The sequence below is a fragment of the Streptomyces sp. NPDC036815 genome (assembly GCF_055609205.1).
The window spans coordinates 316,712-332,558 of record NZ_JBVJPW010000002.1 but is presented as its reverse complement, the minus strand read 5'-3'; the positions used below and the strand labels follow the sequence as shown (position 1 = coordinate 332,558).

The window sequence follows — 15,847 nt, the reverse complement described above, 5'->3', positions numbered from 1 at the left end:
GTCGCTTTTCGGCGCCGCCTCACTCGTTCGGGTGACGAAAGGGTTCGCCGCCCGCGGTGGGGGAATCCGAGTGGTCTTTAGCTAGGGTAATGAGTTACGCTAACAACCATGCCGGACCTCTCCCATGGTGACGATGCCGTCGCCGTGAACGCCTTGCGCTCCGCTGTGATGCGCCTGTCCCGTCGACTCAAGCACCAGCGGGTCGACGAGTCGCTGAGCCCCACCGAGATGTCGGTGCTCGGCACCCTTGCCCGCTGCGGCTCCGCCACCCCGGGCGAACTCGCCCGCAAGGAGCACGTGCAGCCCCCGTCGATGACCCGCATCGTCGCCCTGCTCGAGGCGAAGGGACTGGTCCGGCTCGAGCCGCACCCCGAGGACCGCCGCCAGAAGGTGGTGACCCAGACGGAGACCGCCGAGGCCATGCTCGAAGAGAGCCGCCGCAAGCGGAACGCCTGGCTGGCGTCGCTCACCGAGCACCTCGACGACGACGAGTGGGCGCGGCTGCGCGCCGCCGCTCCGGTCCTGGAGAAGCTCGCGCATCTGTAGTCCCGCGGCACCCCGCGGGCACTCCCGTGGACCCGCGGGAGCCGTTACGTACGCCAAGGAGGCGAAGCCACTTTGAGTACGGGATCCGGAGCAGACTCCGCCCCCGCACCAACCGCCCTCGACCCGACCGTCCGCCCCCGCAAGACCTCGATGTTCAGCTCGCTGAAGATCCGCAACTACCGGCTCTTCGCGACCGGCGCGGTCGTCTCCAACACCGGCACCTGGATGGCCCGCATCACCCAGGACTGGCTGGTCCTGAGCCTGACCGGATCCTCCGCGGCCGTCGGTATCACCACGGCCATGCAGTTCCTGCCGATGCTGCTCCTCGGGCTGTACGGCGGAGTGATCGCCGACCGCTTCGCCAAGCGGAACCTGCTCTTCCTTACCCAGGGCGCGATGAGCCTCAGCGGGCTCTTCCTCGCGGCCCTCACCCTGACCGGCAACGTCCAGGTCTGGCACGTCTACTTCGCGGCCTTCTTCACCGGCCTCGTCACCGTCGTCGACAACCCGACGCGGCAGTCCTTCGTGTCCGAGATGGTGGGACCCGACCAGCTCCGCAACGCCGTCTCGCTGAACTCCGCCAACTTCCAGTCCGCCCGGCTCGTCGGCCCCGCCGTGGCGAGCGCGCTGACCGCCGCCGTCGGGCCCGGCTGGGCGTTCCTCGCCAACGGCCTGTCCTTCCTCGCGCCGCTCACCGGTCTGCTCCTCATGCGGACGAGCGAGCTGCACCACACGCCGCGCAAGCCGCGCGGCAAGGGGCAGCTGAGGGAAGGCCTGAACTACGTGTCGAAGAACCCCGAGCTGATCTGGCCGATCGTCCTCGTCGGCTTCATCGGCACGTTCGGCTTCAACTTCCCGATCTGGCTGAGTGCCTTCGCGGACGACGTCTTCCACGGCGGCGTGGGGATGTACGGGCTGTTCAACACCCTGATGGCGATCGGCTCGCTGGCGGGCGCGCTGCTCGCGGCCCGCCGCGGCACCTCGCGCCTGCGGCTCCTCGCCGGGGCGGCCACCGCCTTCGGCGTGCTGCAGATCGTGGCCGCGTTCGCGCCCGAGCTGTGGATGTTCGTCGCGCTGATCGTGCCGATCGGCATCCTCGGCCTGACGGTGAACGTCACCGCCAACTCCTCGGTGCAGATGGCCACCGACCCCGAGATGCGGGGCCGCGTCATGTCGCTGTTCATGATGGTCTTCACCGGCGGCACACCGCTGGGCGGCCCGCTCTTCGGCTGGCTCGCCGACGCCTACGGCGTCCGGATCAGCATGGCCGCCGGCGGACTCGTCTGCGCGCTCGCCGCGGTCGGCGTCGGCCTGATGCTGGCCCGCGCGGCGAACCTCCGGCTGAAGGTGGACCTGCGCCGGGGCCACCAGCACGTGCGGTTCGTTCCCAGGGAACGGGAGCTGGCGGCGGCGGCGTAGCGCCGTGCGCCGTGCGGCGGGCAGCGGGTCCACGGGGCCGGTGCCCGCCGCACGCTCGTCCCGCGCGGCCGGCCTCCGGCTGAAGGTGGACCGGTGCCGGGGCGCGGCGGTCAGACGCGGCGGGCCAGGACCTGGCCCGGCCAGGTGCCGTCCGGCCCCGTGAAGGCCTCGGTCGGCGTGAAGCCGTTGGACTCGTAGTACGCGACGAGCTTGCCGTCGTCGCCCGCGTAGCAGTCGACCCGGAGCAGGGACACTCCCTGTCTGCGGGTCTCCTCCGTCGCGTGCGCGAGGAGGGCGCGGCCGACCCCGCGCCCGGCGTGGCGGGTGCGGTCGGCGGCGAGGATGTGGACGTAGCGCTCGGGCTCGTCGGCCCGCGGGATGATGTCGCCGCCGGGCCCGTCGGTGAGCGTCAGCGTGCCCGCAACGGCGCCGTCGATCTCGGCGATCCACGGTTCGCCCGTCGTCACGTACTTCTCGACCATCGCGACGGCCCGCGGGTTGGCCGACCAGGGCTTCGTGCCCCACTGTCCGGTCCGGCCGCGTGCGGCCAGCCACTCCACCGCGCCGTCGAAGAGGGCGATGATCGCCGGTATGTCGTCGGCTCCGCCCCGCCTGATCCTCATGGCCTCCGTGTCTGGCATGGCTGTCATGGCTGTCATGGAGGGAGGCTAGCGTCACCCCGTATGAGACTCTTCGCCGCGGTCCTCCCGCCGGACTCCGTGACCTCCGAACTGGCCGCCGCCACAGGCGCCTTGAAGCAGCTTTCCGGCGCCGGAGAGCTGCGCTGGACGGCCCGGGACGGCTGGCACTTCACGCTCGCCTTCATGGCGGAGGTCGACGACGCGGCGGTGCCCGACCTGGCCGCCCGCCTGGAGCGGGCCGCGCACCGCACGCCGCCCTTCCGGCTCGCCCTGCGCGGCGGCGGGCACTTCGGGGACCGGGCGCTGTGGGCCGGGGCGACGGGGGACGTGGCCGCGCTGCGGCTGCTCGCCCAGCGGGCGGACGCGGCGGCGCGCAGGGCGGGCGTCACGATGGAGGAGCACCGGCACTACCGCCCGCACCTCACGCTGGCGCGCGGCCGGGGCGAGACGGCCCTCGCACCGTTCGCGGACGCGCTCGCCTCCTTCGAGGGCACGGCGTGGACCGTACGGGAGCTGACCCTGGTCCGCAGCAATCTGCCGCGGAGCGGGGTGGCGGGGGAGCGGCCGCGTTACGAGGCGGTGGGGCGCTGGACACTGGGAGGCGGCTCGGGGGCGCCGGGCGGCGCCGGTTAACCTCGACTACGTGGACCCGAAAACCAGGAACCGGATCATGGCCGGTGTGCTCGTGCTGATGTTCATCGTGGTGGCGGTGGCGGCCGCGGTCGGCGGCTAGCCGACGCGCGCCGCCGCCCGTATCTCCCTCACGGGATCACCAGGCGAAGGACTCCGGGGAGGGCCCGGGACCGGGGAAGGCCCGAGACCGGGGAAGGTCTCCCCGTCGCCCGCGAGGTCGTCATCATGACGGTCGCCGTGCGCAACGACTGCCACGTCTGCGTGGTCCTGCACACGGCATCGGGATGTACACGATGTCGACCCCGGCGAACCGCCTGACGCGGGCGGCGAGCCAAGGGGCGTTACCCCTTACGCCGGTCCGTGGCACGCGGATGTGCCGTGCCCGCGTACGTGATCCAGCACGTGTCGCGAGCCGTGTCGATGAGGTACCAGAGGCGTCCGCCCCCCGTCACCTCGATCTGCCACTGCTCGCAGGTCTGCGCACGGTAAGTGCCGTGTGCCAGTGAGCCTTTGAGGCGGTGGTGGCGTGGAGTCTCGGTGGTGGGTCCAGGGTCCGTACGCATGGTGAGCCAGGCGCGGTACGTGTTCTCGCGGGCCTGACGGCACAGGCTTTCCCAGCCCTTCGCTGCGGCCGCGTCGGCGAAACGGACGTCCCACTGGCCTTCCGGGGCCGGTGGCGCGGCCCGGTCGCCGCGGCCCGCCGTCACTCCGCGTTCCTGGGATCCGGCGCCGGGCCGTAGTCCGCGTCGTGGTCCCTGGTCAGCGCGGCGAGGAGGGCCGGGTCCGAGTGGGCCTCGGCTGTGTGCTGCCAGGCAGTGAGGAGTTGGGCCACGGCCGCGCTGTTGGAGATCGAGTCGGCGGCGCGCATCGTGTCGACCAGTTCGAGGGCGAAGGCGTGGACATCCGCTTCGGGGAGGAAACGGACCCAGGGGAATGCCTCCGGCAGTATGTCGAGAAGGAGTTCCATGCTGCCGGGCTCGCGTCGGGCCATCGCGGCGAGCATGCGGGTCGCCGCCGAGACCACCGTCTGGTCCTGCTCGGCCCGCGCCGCCGTGGTGAGGACCAGGTCTTCGCCGTCCCTGCGGTGCAGGAGGAGCCGGGGCGTCTTGTTGAGCCGGGCGATCGTCTGCTTGTTCTTGTTCACCAGCTCGGAGAAGTTCACCGCGTCCGTGGGGGCGGCGGCGCCGACGGCTGTGCTCTTGGAGCTCATGACTTTGAAAGTACTTCGAAGGTCGCCGGTACGCCATCGCCCTCAAGGGTGGTTCCCCATGCCTGCGCCATCGCCCCCGCGAACGCCCCCGCCAGCTTGTGTTCGCCGCTCGCGTTCGGGTGGGTGCCGTCGTACGTATCCGCGTGGATGTCGTACGACGGCGGGGGCGAGGCCAGGAGGAGGGGGGAGAGGGGGGTGGCCAGGTCCGCGGTCGTTTTCGCGAGGAGTTCGTTGAAGCGGGCGACCTCGGTGGCGAAGGGTGCGTCCGACTCGGCGCGGATGTTGGGGATCACCGGGAGCAGGACCATCCGGACGTGCGGGTTCGCCGTGCGGGCCGCCTCGACGAAGGCGCGGACGTTGCGCGTCGTCTGCTCCGCGTTCGTGTAGAAGCCCAGGTCGATCAGGCCGAGCGAGATGAGCAGGATGTCGGCGGGGTCGCGGGTCAGCGCGTCGGCGATCCGCGGGGCCAGGTGCTGCCAGCCCTCGCCCCAGCCCGCGAGGTGGTTGCGGGGGAAGTCGGGGGACGCGTCCGCGTAGTCGTGGGAGAGGGGCTCGCCCGCCGCCTTGTCGTAGAGGGCGGTGCGCGGGCCGACCACGGCGAAGCCCTCGGGGCCGAGGGTGCCGCGCAGGTGCTGCCACATCCGGTATCGCCAGGTATGTTCCCCGGCGCTTCCGATCGTCATGGAGTCGCCGACGAACATGAACCTGAGCATCCGCTCATCATCGCGGATCGGGGGTACCGGCTGCGATGTGAGGCTGCGCACGCCGCCCGCGCGGGCGGATGGCACGCTTGGGCCCATGCGTTCGCTTCGGGCTGTTCCGTCAGTTCTCGCCGGTGCCGTGCTGGCCTTCGCCGTGGCCGTGCCCGCCGCACCCGCCGCGGCCGACGACCACGACGGGTTCACGATCAAGGATCCACGGATCGTCGAGTCCAGCGGTCTGGCCGCCTCCCGCGCCCACCCCGGCATCTACTGGACGCACAACGACCAGGACAAGGGCGCCTACCTGTACGCGGTCGACTCCAGGACGGGGGAGACGGTCGCCACCCTCACCATGACCGGCGTCGGCGCCCCGCGCGACGTCGAGGCGATCTCGGTCGGCAGCGACGGCAACATCTACGTCGGCGACATCGGCGACAACCTCAACGGCACCTGGAAGAACGTCTGGATCTACAAGCTCCCCGAGCCCGAGCGGCTGCGGAACCAGACGGTCCGCGCCACCCAGTACGTCGTCAAGTACGCCGACGGGGCGCGGGACGCGGAGGCGATGATGGTCCACCCGAAGACCGGGCGGATCTACATCGTGAGCAAGAACGAGGACGGCGGCGGGTTGTACGAGGGCCCGGAGCGGATGTCCGCCTCCGGCACGAACGTCTTCAAGCGCGTCTCCGACATCGACCTCTGGGTGACCGACGGCGCCTTCTCGCCGAACGGCGAGCAGCTCGCCGTGCGCGGGTACTTCGGCGGCGTCTGGTACGCGTGGCAGGGCGACGGCAAGAAGCCGCACCGCAAGGGCAGGCTGAGCGTGCCACTGCAGCGGCAGGGCGAGTCCGTCACGTACACCCTGGACGGCACGACCCTGATGTACGGCAGCGAGGGCGCGCAGAGCGAGGTGGAGCCGGTCGAGGCGCCCGGCGGAGGGGGCAGCGGGAACGCCGACTCCTCTTCGGGGAACGGGGGTACGGCCCGTGAGGGTGACGACGATCCGTTCCTGAGCGGCAGCCTCAAGACGGGTGCCGTCGTCGTCGGGGCCGTGCTGCTCGCCGTGTTCGGCCTGAAGCGGCTCGGGCGGCGCGGCGGCAGGTAGCGGGTAGGGGGAAGTGCCCGGCGGCTCACTTCTGAGCGCGCCGGGCGGCCACCAGTACGTCCAGGCCGTCCAGGAGCCGCTGCAGGCCGAACTCGAAGTGGTCGAAGTCCGTGCCGAACGAGTCGTCGGAGAGCTGCGCGAGGGTCGGGTAGCGGCCGCTGCGCATGATCCGCTCGAGGGTCGGGGCCTGCGCCGCCCAGAACGCCTCGTCGGTCAGGCCGGTCCGCTGCGCCGCCTCCGCCTCGTGCACCTGGGTGCGGGCGACCCCGGTGACGTACCCCTCCGTCATGACGATCACGCCGACCAGTTCGGGGTCGGTCAGGCCCATCGACTTGATCCGGGACAGGGTGCGGTCGAGGCCGCCCACGGAGCCGGGGCCGAGCACCGGGCGGGCCTGGTTGGCGTGGAGCAGCCAGGGGTGGCGGCGGTAGAGGACGAGGGTCTCGCGGGCGTACTCCTCGACGCCCTCGCGCCAGCCGCCCGTCCAGGGCCCGTCCTCCTCGGGCGGCGTGTGCACGCGGTCCAGCATCAGGTCGACCAGATCGCCCTTGCCGGGGACGTAGCGGTACAGGGACATCGTGCCGGTGCCCAGTTCCGTGGCGAGGCGGCGCATCGAGACCGCCGCGAGCCCTTCGGCGTCCGCCAGGCGCACCGCCTCCGTGACGATCCGGTCCAGGGTGAGCCCCGGCTTGGGGCCACGGGCCGGGCGCCCGCCCTCGCCCCAGAGCAGGTCCAGGCTGCGGGTGATGTCGCTGCCGGTGCGCCGGTCGTCGCCGCCGTTGGTGCTCGTCATGGCGCTCAGCCTAATCGTGCGGACAGAAATTGAGTACGGTGTACCCGCGCAACTGGGTACGGTGTACTCTCCACTGGGTACGGCGTACTCAGTGGGTTCGTGTGCGGCGGTCGGTTCGGGAAGGGGAAGCGATGAACGAGCAAGGCTGTGCGGTGGTCGCCGAGGGGCTGGTGAAGCGGTACGGGGAGAAACACGCCCTGAACGGCTTCGACCTGCACGTCCAACGGGGCACGGTGCACGGGCTCCTCGGGCCCAACGGCGCGGGCAAGACCACCGCCGTACGCATCCTCGCCACCCTCGTCCGGCCCGACGGCGGCCACGCGGAGGTGGCCGGCGCGGACGTGGCGCGCGAACCGGCACGGGTCCGCGGCCGCATCGGGCTCACCGGCCAGTACGCGGCGGTCGACGAGATCCTCACCGGACGGCAGAACCTGGAGATGTTCGGCCGCCTCTTCCACCTGGGCGCCCGGCGCGCGGCCACCCGCGCCCGGGAACTCCTCGAACAGTTCCACCTCCAGGACGCGGCGGAGAAGGGGGCGGGCCAGTACAGCGGCGGCATGCGGCGCAGGCTCGACCTGGCCGCCTCGATGATCCTCGCGCCCGCCGTCCTCTTCCTCGACGAGCCGACCACCGGCCTCGACCCGCGCAGCCGGCAGGAAGTCTGGGAGAGCGTGCGGGAGTTGGTCGCGGGCGGCACGACCGTCCTGCTCACCACCCAGTACCTGGAGGAGGCCGACCGGCTCGCCTCCCGCATCACCGTCATCGACCGGGGCCGGGCCATCGCCGACGACACCCCCGACGGCCTGAAGAACACGGTGGGCGGCAGCCACCTCGACGTCGTCGTGCGCGAGGCCGCCGACCTGCCCGCGGTGGCCAAGGCCGTCGCCCGCGTCTGCGACGGCGAACCCGTCACCTTCGACCTGGAGCGCCGCGTGCAGGGCGCCGTGACCGACCGGGTCGCCGCCCTCACGGACGTGGCGCGGACCCTGCGCGACGAGGGCATCGCCGTCGAGGACATCGGGCTGCGCAGGCCGAGCCTGGACGACGTGTTCCTGCGCCTGACCGGCGAGATCCACGGGACGGAGGCCGCCGCGTGAGCGCCCTCTCCACCACCGCGCCCTCGCGCGGGCGCCTCTTCTGGGCCCTCGCCGACAGCTGGAACGTCACCCGCCGCTACCTCACCCACTTCCGGCGCCAACCCGTGACCATCGCCTGGCAGCTGGGCTTCCCCATCATCAGCGTGCTGCTGTACGGCTTCGTGTTCGGCGAGGCGATGAAGGTGCCGGGCGGCGGCGAGGACGGCGACTACCAGCAGTTCCTGATGCCCGGCATGTTCGTGATGACCATGGCCTTCGGGTTCATGAACACCGCGATGGGGGTCGTGACGGACGCGACGAAGGGCGTCATCGACCGCTTCCGCTCGATGCCGATGGCGCCCTCCGCCGTGGCGTCGGGGCGCGGCCTGGCCGATCTCATCGTGGCCTGCGCCGAGTTGACCATCCTCGCCCTGACCGCGCTCGCCATCGGCTGGCGCTCCAGCGCGGGCGTGGCCGACACCCTGCTCGCCTTCGGGCTGCTGCTGTTCCTGCGGTTCAGCCTGATCTGGGTCGGGGTCTTCCTCGGCCTGGTCGTGCCGACCCCGGAGGCGGCGGGCGGCCTCTACGCGGTGGCCTTCCCGCTCACGATGATCTCCAGCGTGTTCGTGGCGCCGTCGCTCATGCCGGACTGGCTGGCACCCGTCGCCGCGTGGAACCCCGTTTCCTCGACGGGCACGGCCACCCGCGAGCTCTTCGGCAACCCCGGCGCGGGCGGCGACACCTGGGTCGAGCAGCACGCGATCCTGATGGCGGTGGCCTGGCCGGTGGCGATCTCGCTGGTGTTCCTGCCGCTGGCGGTACGGAGGTTCAGGGGCCTGAGCCGCTGAGGCTCGGGGCGCCTTTTAGGGGCGCGGGGAACTGCGCGACCAGCCACAACCAACCCGCAGCTGGTCGCGCAGCGAATCCCTACAGCTTCTCGATGACGTAGTCGATGCACTTCGTGAGCGCCTCGACGTCCGCCGGATCGATCGCCGGGAACATCGCCACGCGCAACTGGTTCCGGCCCAGCTTCCGGTACGGCTCCGTGTCCACGATCCCGTTCGCCCGCAACGCCTTCGCGACAGCGCCCGCGTCGATCTCGTCCGCGAAGTCGATCGTCCCGATGACCTGCGACCGCTTCGCCGGGTCCGTGACGAACGGCGTCGCGTACTTGGACTCCTCGGCCCAGCCGTACAGCGTGCGCGAGGACGCGGCCGTGCGGCCGGTCGTGAACTCCAGGCCGCCCTGCGAGTTCATCCAGTCCAGCTGCTCGGCGAGCAGGAAGAGCGTGGCGAGGGCCGGGGTGTTGTACGTCTGGTTCTTGCGGGAGTTGTCGATCGCCGTCGGGAGCGAGAAGAACTCCGGGACGTGGCGGCCCGAGGCGTGGATCCGCTCGGCGCGCTCGATCGCCGCCGGGGAGAACGCGGCCAGCCAGAGGCCGCCGTCCGAGGCGAACGACTTCTGCGGGGCGAAGTAGTAGACGTCCGTCTCCGCGATGTCGACCGGCAGGCCGCCCGCGCCGGACGTGGCGTCCACGAGGACGAGGGAGCCCTCGTCGGCGCCCGGGACGCGCTTGATCGGCGCGGCGACGCCGGTGGAGGTCTCGTTGTGCGTGAAGGCGTAGACGTCGACGCCCGCCTCCGCCTTCGGGTCGGGGTGCGTGCCCGGCTCGCTCGCGATCACGGTCGGCTCGGCCAGCCACGGGGCGAGCTTCGACGCCTTCGCGAACTTGGAGGAGAACTCGCCGAAGTTCAGGTGCTGCGACTTGTTCTCGATCAGGCCGTGCGTCGCCACGTCCCAGAACGCGGTGGAGCCACCGTTGCCGAGGATCACCTCGTACCCCTCGGGGAGGGAGAAGAGGTCGGCGATGCCCTCGCGCACGCGCCCGACCAGGTTCTTGACCGGGGCCTGGCGGTGGGAGGTTCCGAGGAGGGAGGTGCCGGTGGCGGCCAGGGCGTCCAGCGCCTCCGTACGCACCTTGGAGGGGCCCGCGCCGAAACGGCCGTCGGCGGGCTTCATGTCAGCGGGAATCTGGATCTCAGCCACGGGGGGAGCCTAGCGGCTCGGGGTGCGCGATCTTTGTGGTGTCCGCCGGGTGAGATGTTGGGCCCACCCGGCGTGGACGACTCGGGGCTCTGCCCCGGACCCCGCTCCTCAATCGCCGGAGGGGCTGGAATGCCTGCCGGAGGAGCTGTCCACCAGCCGTACCGGCAGCTCGTACAAGTCGTTCTGCGTCACCACCGGCTTGTTGCGGAGGGCCTCGTGCGGGACCGCCAGGCGCAGGTTCGGGAAGCGCGCGTACAGGGCCGGGAGGGCCACGCCCGCCTCCAGGCGGGAGAGGGCCGCGCCGGGGCAGACGTGCGGGCCGTGGCCGAAGGAGATGTGGCGGGTCGGCGACGTGCGGGTGATGTCGAAGACGCCCGCCGTGGGGCCGTGCGCGGCCTCGTCGCGGCCTATCGCGCCGTACGAGACGATCAGCGCGTCGCCCTGCCGGATCACCTTGTCCCCGACGGGGACGTCCTGCGCGGCGAAGCGGATCAGGACGTGCGACGTGGGGGTCGCGTACCGCAGGGTCTCCTCGATCACCGCGTCCCAGCCGACCTCGCCCGCGAGGACCAGTGCGAGCTGGTCGGGGTGGGCGGCGAGGTTGACGACGGCGTTGACGATGAGGGAGATCGTCGTCTCGTGGCCCGCGGCGACCATCAGCTGGAGCGTGGAGACGATCTCCTCGTCGGTGAGGTGGTCGCCGTTCTCGGAGGCCTGGACCAGGGCGCTGGTCAGGTCGTCGCCGGGCTCGGTGCGGCGGGCCGCGACGACCTTGCCCATCATCGCGGCGAGCTCGCCGAGCGTCGCGACGACCTCCGCCGGGGGCGTCTGCGTGGAGAAGAACTTGTCGAACAGGACCTTCAGGCGCGGGTGGTCGGCCTCGTCGATGCCCATCAGGTCGCTGATGACGTACATGGGCAGGGGGTAGGCGAACTCCGCCTTCAGGTCGACCGTCGAGGAGTCGGTGGGGAGTCTGTCCAGGAGGGCCGACGTCAGCTCCGCTATGCGCTCCCGCATGCGCTCCACCCGGCGCGGCGTCAGCGCCTGCGCCACCAGCGTGCGCATCCTGCGGTGCTCCTCGCCGTCGACCGTCAGCATGGAGCGGCCGGGGTTGGCGAGGCCGATCAGCGGCCAGTCGGCGGGGATCTCGCCGCGCCGCCAGGCGCCCCAGACCTCGATGTCCTTCACCAGCCGCTTGTCGGTGAGGAGTTGGCGGGCCTCGGCGTGGTGCGTGACCGCCCACACCGGTACGCCGCCCGGCAGCTCCGCCTCGGCGAGCGGGCCCGCCGCGCGCAGCCGTGCGCTCTCCGCGTCGAGGTCGGTGACGAACGGATCCAGGGCGATGCGCGTCATCTGAGATCTCCAAACACTGAGGTCGGGGTCGGGGTGAAGCTCACCGGCAGGTCCGTCAGGCCGCGCAGCCAGGGGGACGGGCGGCGCGTGAGGGCCTCGGCCCGCACCGCCAGGTCGAGGTCGGGCAGGCGGTCGAGGAGGACCTCGATGGCGGTCCGCGCGATGACCTCGGCGACCTCCTGGGCGGGGAACGGACAGCGGTGCTCGCCGTGCCCGAAGGAGAAGTGGGCGCTGTTGCCGCCGGTCAGCGCCGAGCCGTCGGTGCGGACCTGCGGGTCGGAGTTGGCGGCGGCGAGGCCGAGCAGCAGCAGGTCGCCGGAGTTGACGCGGCGGCCGCCCAGCTGGGTGTCGCGCGAGGCCCAGCGCCCGGCGACGTTCTGCGTGGGGGTGTCCTCCCACAGGACCTCGTTCATGGCCTCGGCGACGCTGTGCCGGCCGCCGAACAGGGAGGCGGCGAACCGGTCGTCGGTGAGCATCAGGCGCAGCGAGTTGCCGATCCAGTCGGCGGTCGGCTGGTGACCCGCGGCCATCATCACCATCAGGTCCTGCGCGATCTCCTCGTCGGAGAAGCCCGCTTCGCCGTCGGCCGCCTGCGTCTCCAGCATGTACGAGGCGACGTCGGCGCCCGGCGCCGCGTGCTTGTCGGCGATGAGCCGCATCATCGACCCGGCCAGGTGCTGCTGGCCCGCGAGGGCCCGCTCGCGGCCGTCGATCATGTCGTTCATGGCGGTGACGAGGCCGGGGCCCTGCTCGTCGGGGAAGCCGTAGATGCGGGCGAGGACGCGGACGGGGAGCAGCATCGCGTACTCGGCGACGATCTCCGTGGCGCCCTTGCCGCAGAAGCGGTCGATCAGCTCGTCCGCGAACTGCTCGGCGTGCGCCTTGAGTTCGAAGGGGTCGACCGCTTCGAGGGCGTGCGCGATCATCGCGGCGCGCCGGGTGTGCCGCTCGCCGACGGTGTAGAGGATCGACGGCTGCCGGTGGCCGATCATCGGGAGCAGCGGCCAGTCGGCGGGGATGTTCGGCCACTGGTTCCACAGCTCGGAGTCGCGGCTGTAGAGGACCGGGTCGCCGGTGACCTGGTGCAGCTCGCGGTAGCCGAGCACCAGCCAGGCCGGGATGTCGCCGTCCAGGAGGACGGGGGCGACGGGGCCGTGGTCGCGGCGCATCTCCCGGTACAGCTGGGTGGGTTCGGTGGCGAACCGCGGGCCGGAGAGCGGTACGGGCGCGCCGCCGGCGCCGGTAACGGGGCAGGTCACTGGGTGTTCTCCTGGGAGGCGTTGCGCTGGGCCGCGTACAGCGTCTGGAGGTGTTCCACGAGGGTGATCAGCACGTCCTTGCTGGACTGCCGGGACCGGGCGTCGCAGTCGACGAGCGGCACCCCGGGGTCGAGGTCGAGGGCCTCGCGCAGCTGCTCGGGGGTGTGCGGGGAGCCGCCGAAGTCGTTGCGGGCCACGATGAACGGCGTGCCGTGGTGCTCCAGGCGGTCGATCGCGTACCAGGAGTCCTCGATGCGCCGCGGGTCCACGAGGACGACCGCGCCGAGCGTGCCGGCGAAGAGGCGGTCCCACAGGAACCAGAAGCGTTCCTGGCCGGGGGCGCCGAACAGGTAGAGGATGTTGTGCGCGTCGAGCGTGATGCGGCCGAAGTCGAACGCGACGGTCGTGGACGTCTTGCCGCGCAGCCCGTCGAGGCCGCCCGTCTCGTCGATGCCCTGACCGGCCTGCGTCATCGTCTCCTCGGTGTTGAGGGGACGGATCTCGCTGACGGAACGGACGAGCGTCGTCTTGCCGACGCCGAAGCCGCCGACCACGACGATCTTCAGGCCGTTGTCCGCGGTGGCGGTCAGTTCGGTTCGGGTGGCCCCGGTAGCGCTGCGTTCAGAGATTGCGGAGTCCAACGAGCACCTGCTCCAGGATGTCGGGGTCGGGAAGGCTGTGGTCGGCGGCCGCGCGCGGGTGGCGGGCGCTGATCCGGCCCGCGTCGAGCAGGTCGGACAGCAGGATGCGGGTGATGCTCACCGGCAGGCCGAGCTCGGCGGCGACCTCGACCATGGCCGTCGGCAGGTGGCACAGGCGCAGGATCGCGGCGTGCTCGGACTGCATGCCGGGGACCGGGCCCGATTCGGCGACGACGAGGGTCACCAGGTCGAAGGGGGTGTCGGGCGCCGACCGGCTGCGTCCCCCGGTGAGGGTGTACAGCCGGTCGGGGGAGTCGTCCCGGCCGGGGCGGCTCATGAGGCGGGCAGGGAGCGGGGGCCGTCGTCCGCGCGTGGCGCGGCGCGCAGGTGCTCGCCGAGCTGCTCGACCAGCTCGCTCATGGTGTGCCCGACGAGGCCCGCGTCGGCGTCCTCGGCGGCGATGACGGCGAGGTGCGCGCCCTCGCCCGCCTCGACGATGAAGAGGATGCCGCCGTAGAACTCGGCCATCGCGGAGCGGACCCCGCCGCTGCCGTCGCCGAACTCCGCGGACGCGCCGTGCGAGAGCGACTGGATGCCGGCGGCTATCGCGGCGAGCTGGTCGGCCTGGTCGACGGAGAGTTCCGGGGTGCGGCACAGCTTCAGGCCGTCCCGGGAGAGCACGAGGGCGTGGCGGGCGCCCGGGGTGCGCTCCAGGAGGCCCTGGAGGAGCCAGGTGAGCTTTTCGTCGGTGGTGGTGCCGGGGGTGGTGCCGGTGGTCATCGGGGGATCTCGCCTTCCGGGTGCGGGGGAGTTGCGGGGGCGTCCGTGTCCTCGGCCGGACCGGAGGGATCCGACGGTGCGGGGCGGACGGCCTGACGGAAGCTGCTGAAGCGGGCCGCGGTGCTCGCCGCGGTGGCGGCGCGCGGCCGGATCTGCGTCTCGCCGGTGTCGCTGTCGGCGCGGGCCCGCTCGGCGGCGGCGAGGGTGCGGCCTCGCGGGCGCTTGGGCAGGGGCGCGGCGTCGGTACCGGCGGGAAGGGGGGCGGCCTCGTGGGTGGGTACGGGGTCGCGGTCGACGCGGTCGAGACCGGCTGACGGGGTGTCGGAGACGGGCGGTGCCTCGGTGCCGTGCGCGCCGGTGCGCTGTGGCAGCGGTTGCGGTTGCGGCGCGCTGACGGGGATGGGGGCCGGGGGCGGGGTCAGTGCCGGGGCCGGGGCGGCGACCGGGGCCGCGTCCGAGGGGCGGGACAGCAGCTCCTGCGGTATCAGCAGGAGGACGCCCGTACCGCCGCGCGCCGACGGCCGGAACGACACCGTCAGGCCGTGCTTGCGGGCCAGACGGCCGACGACCGCGAGCCCGAGCCGGGTGCCCGAGAGGCCGCCGAGGCCCTTGGTCTCGCCGGACACGGCGTGCTCGGCGCGGCGCTGCTGCACGGGGCCCATCACCAGGCCGCTGTCCTCGACGGAGATGATGACGCCCGCCGCCACCTCTTCGATGTAGACGTGCACTTCGGAGGTGGGCGGCGAGAAGTTCGTCGCGTTGTCCAGGAGTTCGGCCAGGGCGTGCATGACGCCCTCGGCGGCGTGGCCCGCGACCGCGACCTCGCTGGCCGAGTGGACGCGGACCCGCTGGTAGCCGCCGATGCGGCCCATCGCGCCGCGCAGGATCGACTCCATGACGATGGGCCGGGCCCAGCGGCGGCCCGAGCGGGCGCCGGTGAGCACCGCGACGGAGTCGGCGATGCGGCCGGCCTGCGCGGTGCGGTGGTCGAGGTGGAGGAGGTCGGTGAGGACGTCCTCGTCGGCGTGCCTGCCCTCCATGTCGCGCAGGTCGGCGAGCATGCCGGTGGCCAGGGCCTGCATGCGCCCTGCGGCGTTGGCGCAGGCGGCGAGGGCGGCGGCGCGCTCGGACTCGGCGCGGCGGGCGCGCACGGTCAGTTCGCTGCGCTCCCGGGCGAAGTACTCGGTGAGCGCGGTCCGCTCACGGGCCGACTCCTCGGCGCGGGCGGCCTGGTCCTGGACGAGGCCTGCGGTGTACTGCCGCCCGTCCTCGACGCTGCGGCGCAGCAGGGAGTTGGTGCGGAGGGTGTGGAAGGCCAGGGTCACGGCGGCGGTCAGCGCGAGGGCCGCGGCGCCCGATCCCCAGGCCAGGGGGGTGCGTACGGAGGCGGGCGCGAGGGCCACGGCGGCTCCGGCGAGCGCCGCGGTGAGCACGGCGCAGGTCAGCAGGACGAAAGCGGTGGGACGCAGCGGAGGGTGCTCCGTCCCGGGGCGCGCTATGGGGGGTTGCGCGGTCATCAATCGGGGTCCTCGATCGGAAGCGGCACACTCTGCTCAAGAGGGGATCACTATAGGAGAGTTGTCGACCGAGTTGGGAATCTTCCCGTCCGGATGGTGAAAAAACGGGTGAGGCGGGGTGGTCGGG

The 15,847-nt window shown here is 72.2% G+C and carries 18 protein-coding genes; 6 read left to right on the top strand and 12 right to left on the bottom strand.

Annotated elements, in window-relative coordinates:
* The first annotated feature begins 108 nt into the window (after positions 1 to 108).
* The gene (locus tag ACZ69I_RS07720; RefSeq protein WP_361721338.1) at positions 109 to 546 is read left to right on the top strand and encodes a MarR family winged helix-turn-helix transcriptional regulator; all 438 of its coding nucleotides are present in this window, start codon (positions 109 to 111) and stop codon (positions 544 to 546) included.
* Positions 547 to 618: 72 nt separating this feature from the next.
* Positions 619 to 1,965, top strand: a complete 1,347-nt coding sequence (locus tag ACZ69I_RS07715; protein WP_467672686.1) for an MFS transporter — start codon at positions 619 to 621, stop codon at positions 1,963 to 1,965.
* A gap of 110 nt (positions 1,966 to 2,075) precedes the next feature.
* Here the strand turns inward: ACZ69I_RS07715 and ACZ69I_RS07710 are convergent, their stop codons facing one another.
* A complete protein-coding gene (locus tag ACZ69I_RS07710) occupies positions 2,076 to 2,624 on the bottom strand; it encodes a GNAT family N-acetyltransferase (protein ID WP_470830929.1) in 549 nt (182 codons plus the stop codon).
* A gap of 24 nt (positions 2,625 to 2,648) precedes the next feature.
* Between ACZ69I_RS07710 and thpR the strand changes: the two genes are divergently transcribed.
* Positions 2,649 to 3,239 (top strand): RNA 2',3'-cyclic phosphodiesterase, encoded by a 591-nt coding sequence (thpR, locus tag ACZ69I_RS07705; RefSeq protein ID WP_470830928.1) that lies wholly within the window; start codon positions 2,649 to 2,651, stop codon positions 3,237 to 3,239.
* Positions 3,240 to 3,580: 341 nt separating this feature from the next.
* On the opposite strand, the gene ACZ69I_RS07700 is transcribed toward thpR, so the two are convergent.
* From ACZ69I_RS07700 to ACZ69I_RS07690, 3 genes are read right to left on the bottom strand one after another with little or no spacing between them, the layout of a single operon-like run.
* Positions 3,581 to 3,946 (bottom strand): hypothetical protein, encoded by a 366-nt coding sequence (locus tag ACZ69I_RS07700; RefSeq protein WP_467672680.1) that lies wholly within the window; start codon positions 3,944 to 3,946, stop codon positions 3,581 to 3,583.
* Positions 3,943 to 4,449, bottom strand: a complete 507-nt coding sequence (locus ACZ69I_RS07695) for a hypothetical protein (protein WP_470830927.1) — start codon at positions 4,447 to 4,449, stop codon at positions 3,943 to 3,945. Before ACZ69I_RS07695 ends, ACZ69I_RS07700 begins: the two co-directional genes overlap by 4 nt.
* A complete protein-coding gene (locus tag ACZ69I_RS07690; RefSeq protein WP_470830926.1) occupies positions 4,446 to 5,162 on the bottom strand; it encodes a GDSL-type esterase/lipase family protein in 717 nt (238 codons plus the stop codon). The genes ACZ69I_RS07695 and ACZ69I_RS07690 overlap by 4 nt, the downstream gene beginning before the upstream one ends.
* Positions 5,163 to 5,247: 85 nt before the next feature.
* On the opposite strand from ACZ69I_RS07690, the gene ACZ69I_RS07685 reads away from it, so the two are divergent.
* On the top strand, positions 5,248 to 6,255 hold the full coding sequence (locus ACZ69I_RS07685; RefSeq protein ID WP_470830925.1) for a TolB-like translocation protein: 1,008 nt from the start codon (positions 5,248 to 5,250) through the stop codon (positions 6,253 to 6,255).
* A 25-nt stretch (positions 6,256 to 6,280) separates the two neighbouring features.
* On the opposite strand, the gene ACZ69I_RS07680 is transcribed toward ACZ69I_RS07685, so the two are convergent.
* A complete protein-coding gene (locus tag ACZ69I_RS07680) occupies positions 6,281 to 7,048 on the bottom strand; it encodes a TetR/AcrR family transcriptional regulator (protein WP_467672672.1) in 768 nt (255 codons plus the stop codon).
* Between the two features lie 131 nt (positions 7,049 to 7,179).
* On the opposite strand from ACZ69I_RS07680, the gene ACZ69I_RS07675 reads away from it, so the two are divergent.
* Both ACZ69I_RS07675 and ACZ69I_RS07670 read left to right on the top strand, forming a co-directional pair.
* Positions 7,180 to 8,145 (top strand): ATP-binding cassette domain-containing protein, encoded by a 966-nt coding sequence (locus tag ACZ69I_RS07675; RefSeq protein WP_470830924.1) that lies wholly within the window; start codon positions 7,180 to 7,182, stop codon positions 8,143 to 8,145.
* Entirely contained in the window at positions 8,142 to 8,972 is an 831-nt protein-coding gene (locus ACZ69I_RS07670; RefSeq protein WP_470830923.1) for an ABC transporter permease, read from the top strand. The genes ACZ69I_RS07675 and ACZ69I_RS07670 overlap by 4 nt, the downstream gene beginning before the upstream one ends.
* A gap of 79 nt (positions 8,973 to 9,051) precedes the next feature.
* Here the strand turns inward: ACZ69I_RS07670 and serC are convergent, their stop codons facing one another.
* The 7 genes from serC to ACZ69I_RS07635 all read right to left on the bottom strand — a co-directional run bounded on the left by serC (position 9,052) and on the right by ACZ69I_RS07635 (position 15,720).
* Positions 9,052 to 10,170, bottom strand: coding sequence for a phosphoserine transaminase (gene serC / locus ACZ69I_RS07665; RefSeq protein ID WP_467672666.1), 1,119 nt, complete (start codon positions 10,168 to 10,170; stop codon positions 9,052 to 9,054).
* A gap of 108 nt (positions 10,171 to 10,278) precedes the next feature.
* Positions 10,279 to 11,523 carry a cytochrome P450 family protein gene (locus ACZ69I_RS07660; protein WP_470830922.1) on the bottom strand — a complete coding sequence of 415 codons (1,245 nt, stop codon included), beginning with the start codon at positions 11,521 to 11,523 and terminating at the stop codon, positions 10,279 to 10,281.
* The gene (locus tag ACZ69I_RS07655) at positions 11,520 to 12,782 is read right to left on the bottom strand and encodes a cytochrome P450 (protein WP_470830921.1); all 1,263 of its coding nucleotides are present in this window, start codon (positions 12,780 to 12,782) and stop codon (positions 11,520 to 11,522) included. Before ACZ69I_RS07655 ends, ACZ69I_RS07660 begins: the two co-directional genes overlap by 4 nt.
* Positions 12,779 to 13,423 carry a GTP-binding protein gene (locus tag ACZ69I_RS07650; protein ID WP_467672661.1) on the bottom strand — a complete coding sequence of 215 codons (645 nt, stop codon included), beginning with the start codon at positions 13,421 to 13,423 and terminating at the stop codon, positions 12,779 to 12,781. Before ACZ69I_RS07650 ends, ACZ69I_RS07655 begins: the two co-directional genes overlap by 4 nt.
* Entirely contained in the window at positions 13,404 to 13,760 is a 357-nt protein-coding gene (locus ACZ69I_RS07645) for a DUF742 domain-containing protein (protein WP_389714265.1), read from the bottom strand. The genes ACZ69I_RS07650 and ACZ69I_RS07645 overlap by 20 nt, the downstream gene beginning before the upstream one ends.
* Complete coding sequence (locus ACZ69I_RS07640; protein ID WP_470830920.1) at positions 13,757 to 14,203, bottom strand: roadblock/LC7 domain-containing protein; 447 nt, start codon at positions 14,201 to 14,203, stop codon at positions 13,757 to 13,759. Before ACZ69I_RS07640 ends, ACZ69I_RS07645 begins: the two co-directional genes overlap by 4 nt.
* Positions 14,200 to 15,720, bottom strand: a complete 1,521-nt coding sequence (locus ACZ69I_RS07635) for an ATP-binding protein (protein ID WP_470830919.1) — start codon at positions 15,718 to 15,720, stop codon at positions 14,200 to 14,202. Before ACZ69I_RS07635 ends, ACZ69I_RS07640 begins: the two co-directional genes overlap by 4 nt.
* Positions 15,721 to 15,847 lie beyond the last annotated feature (127 nt).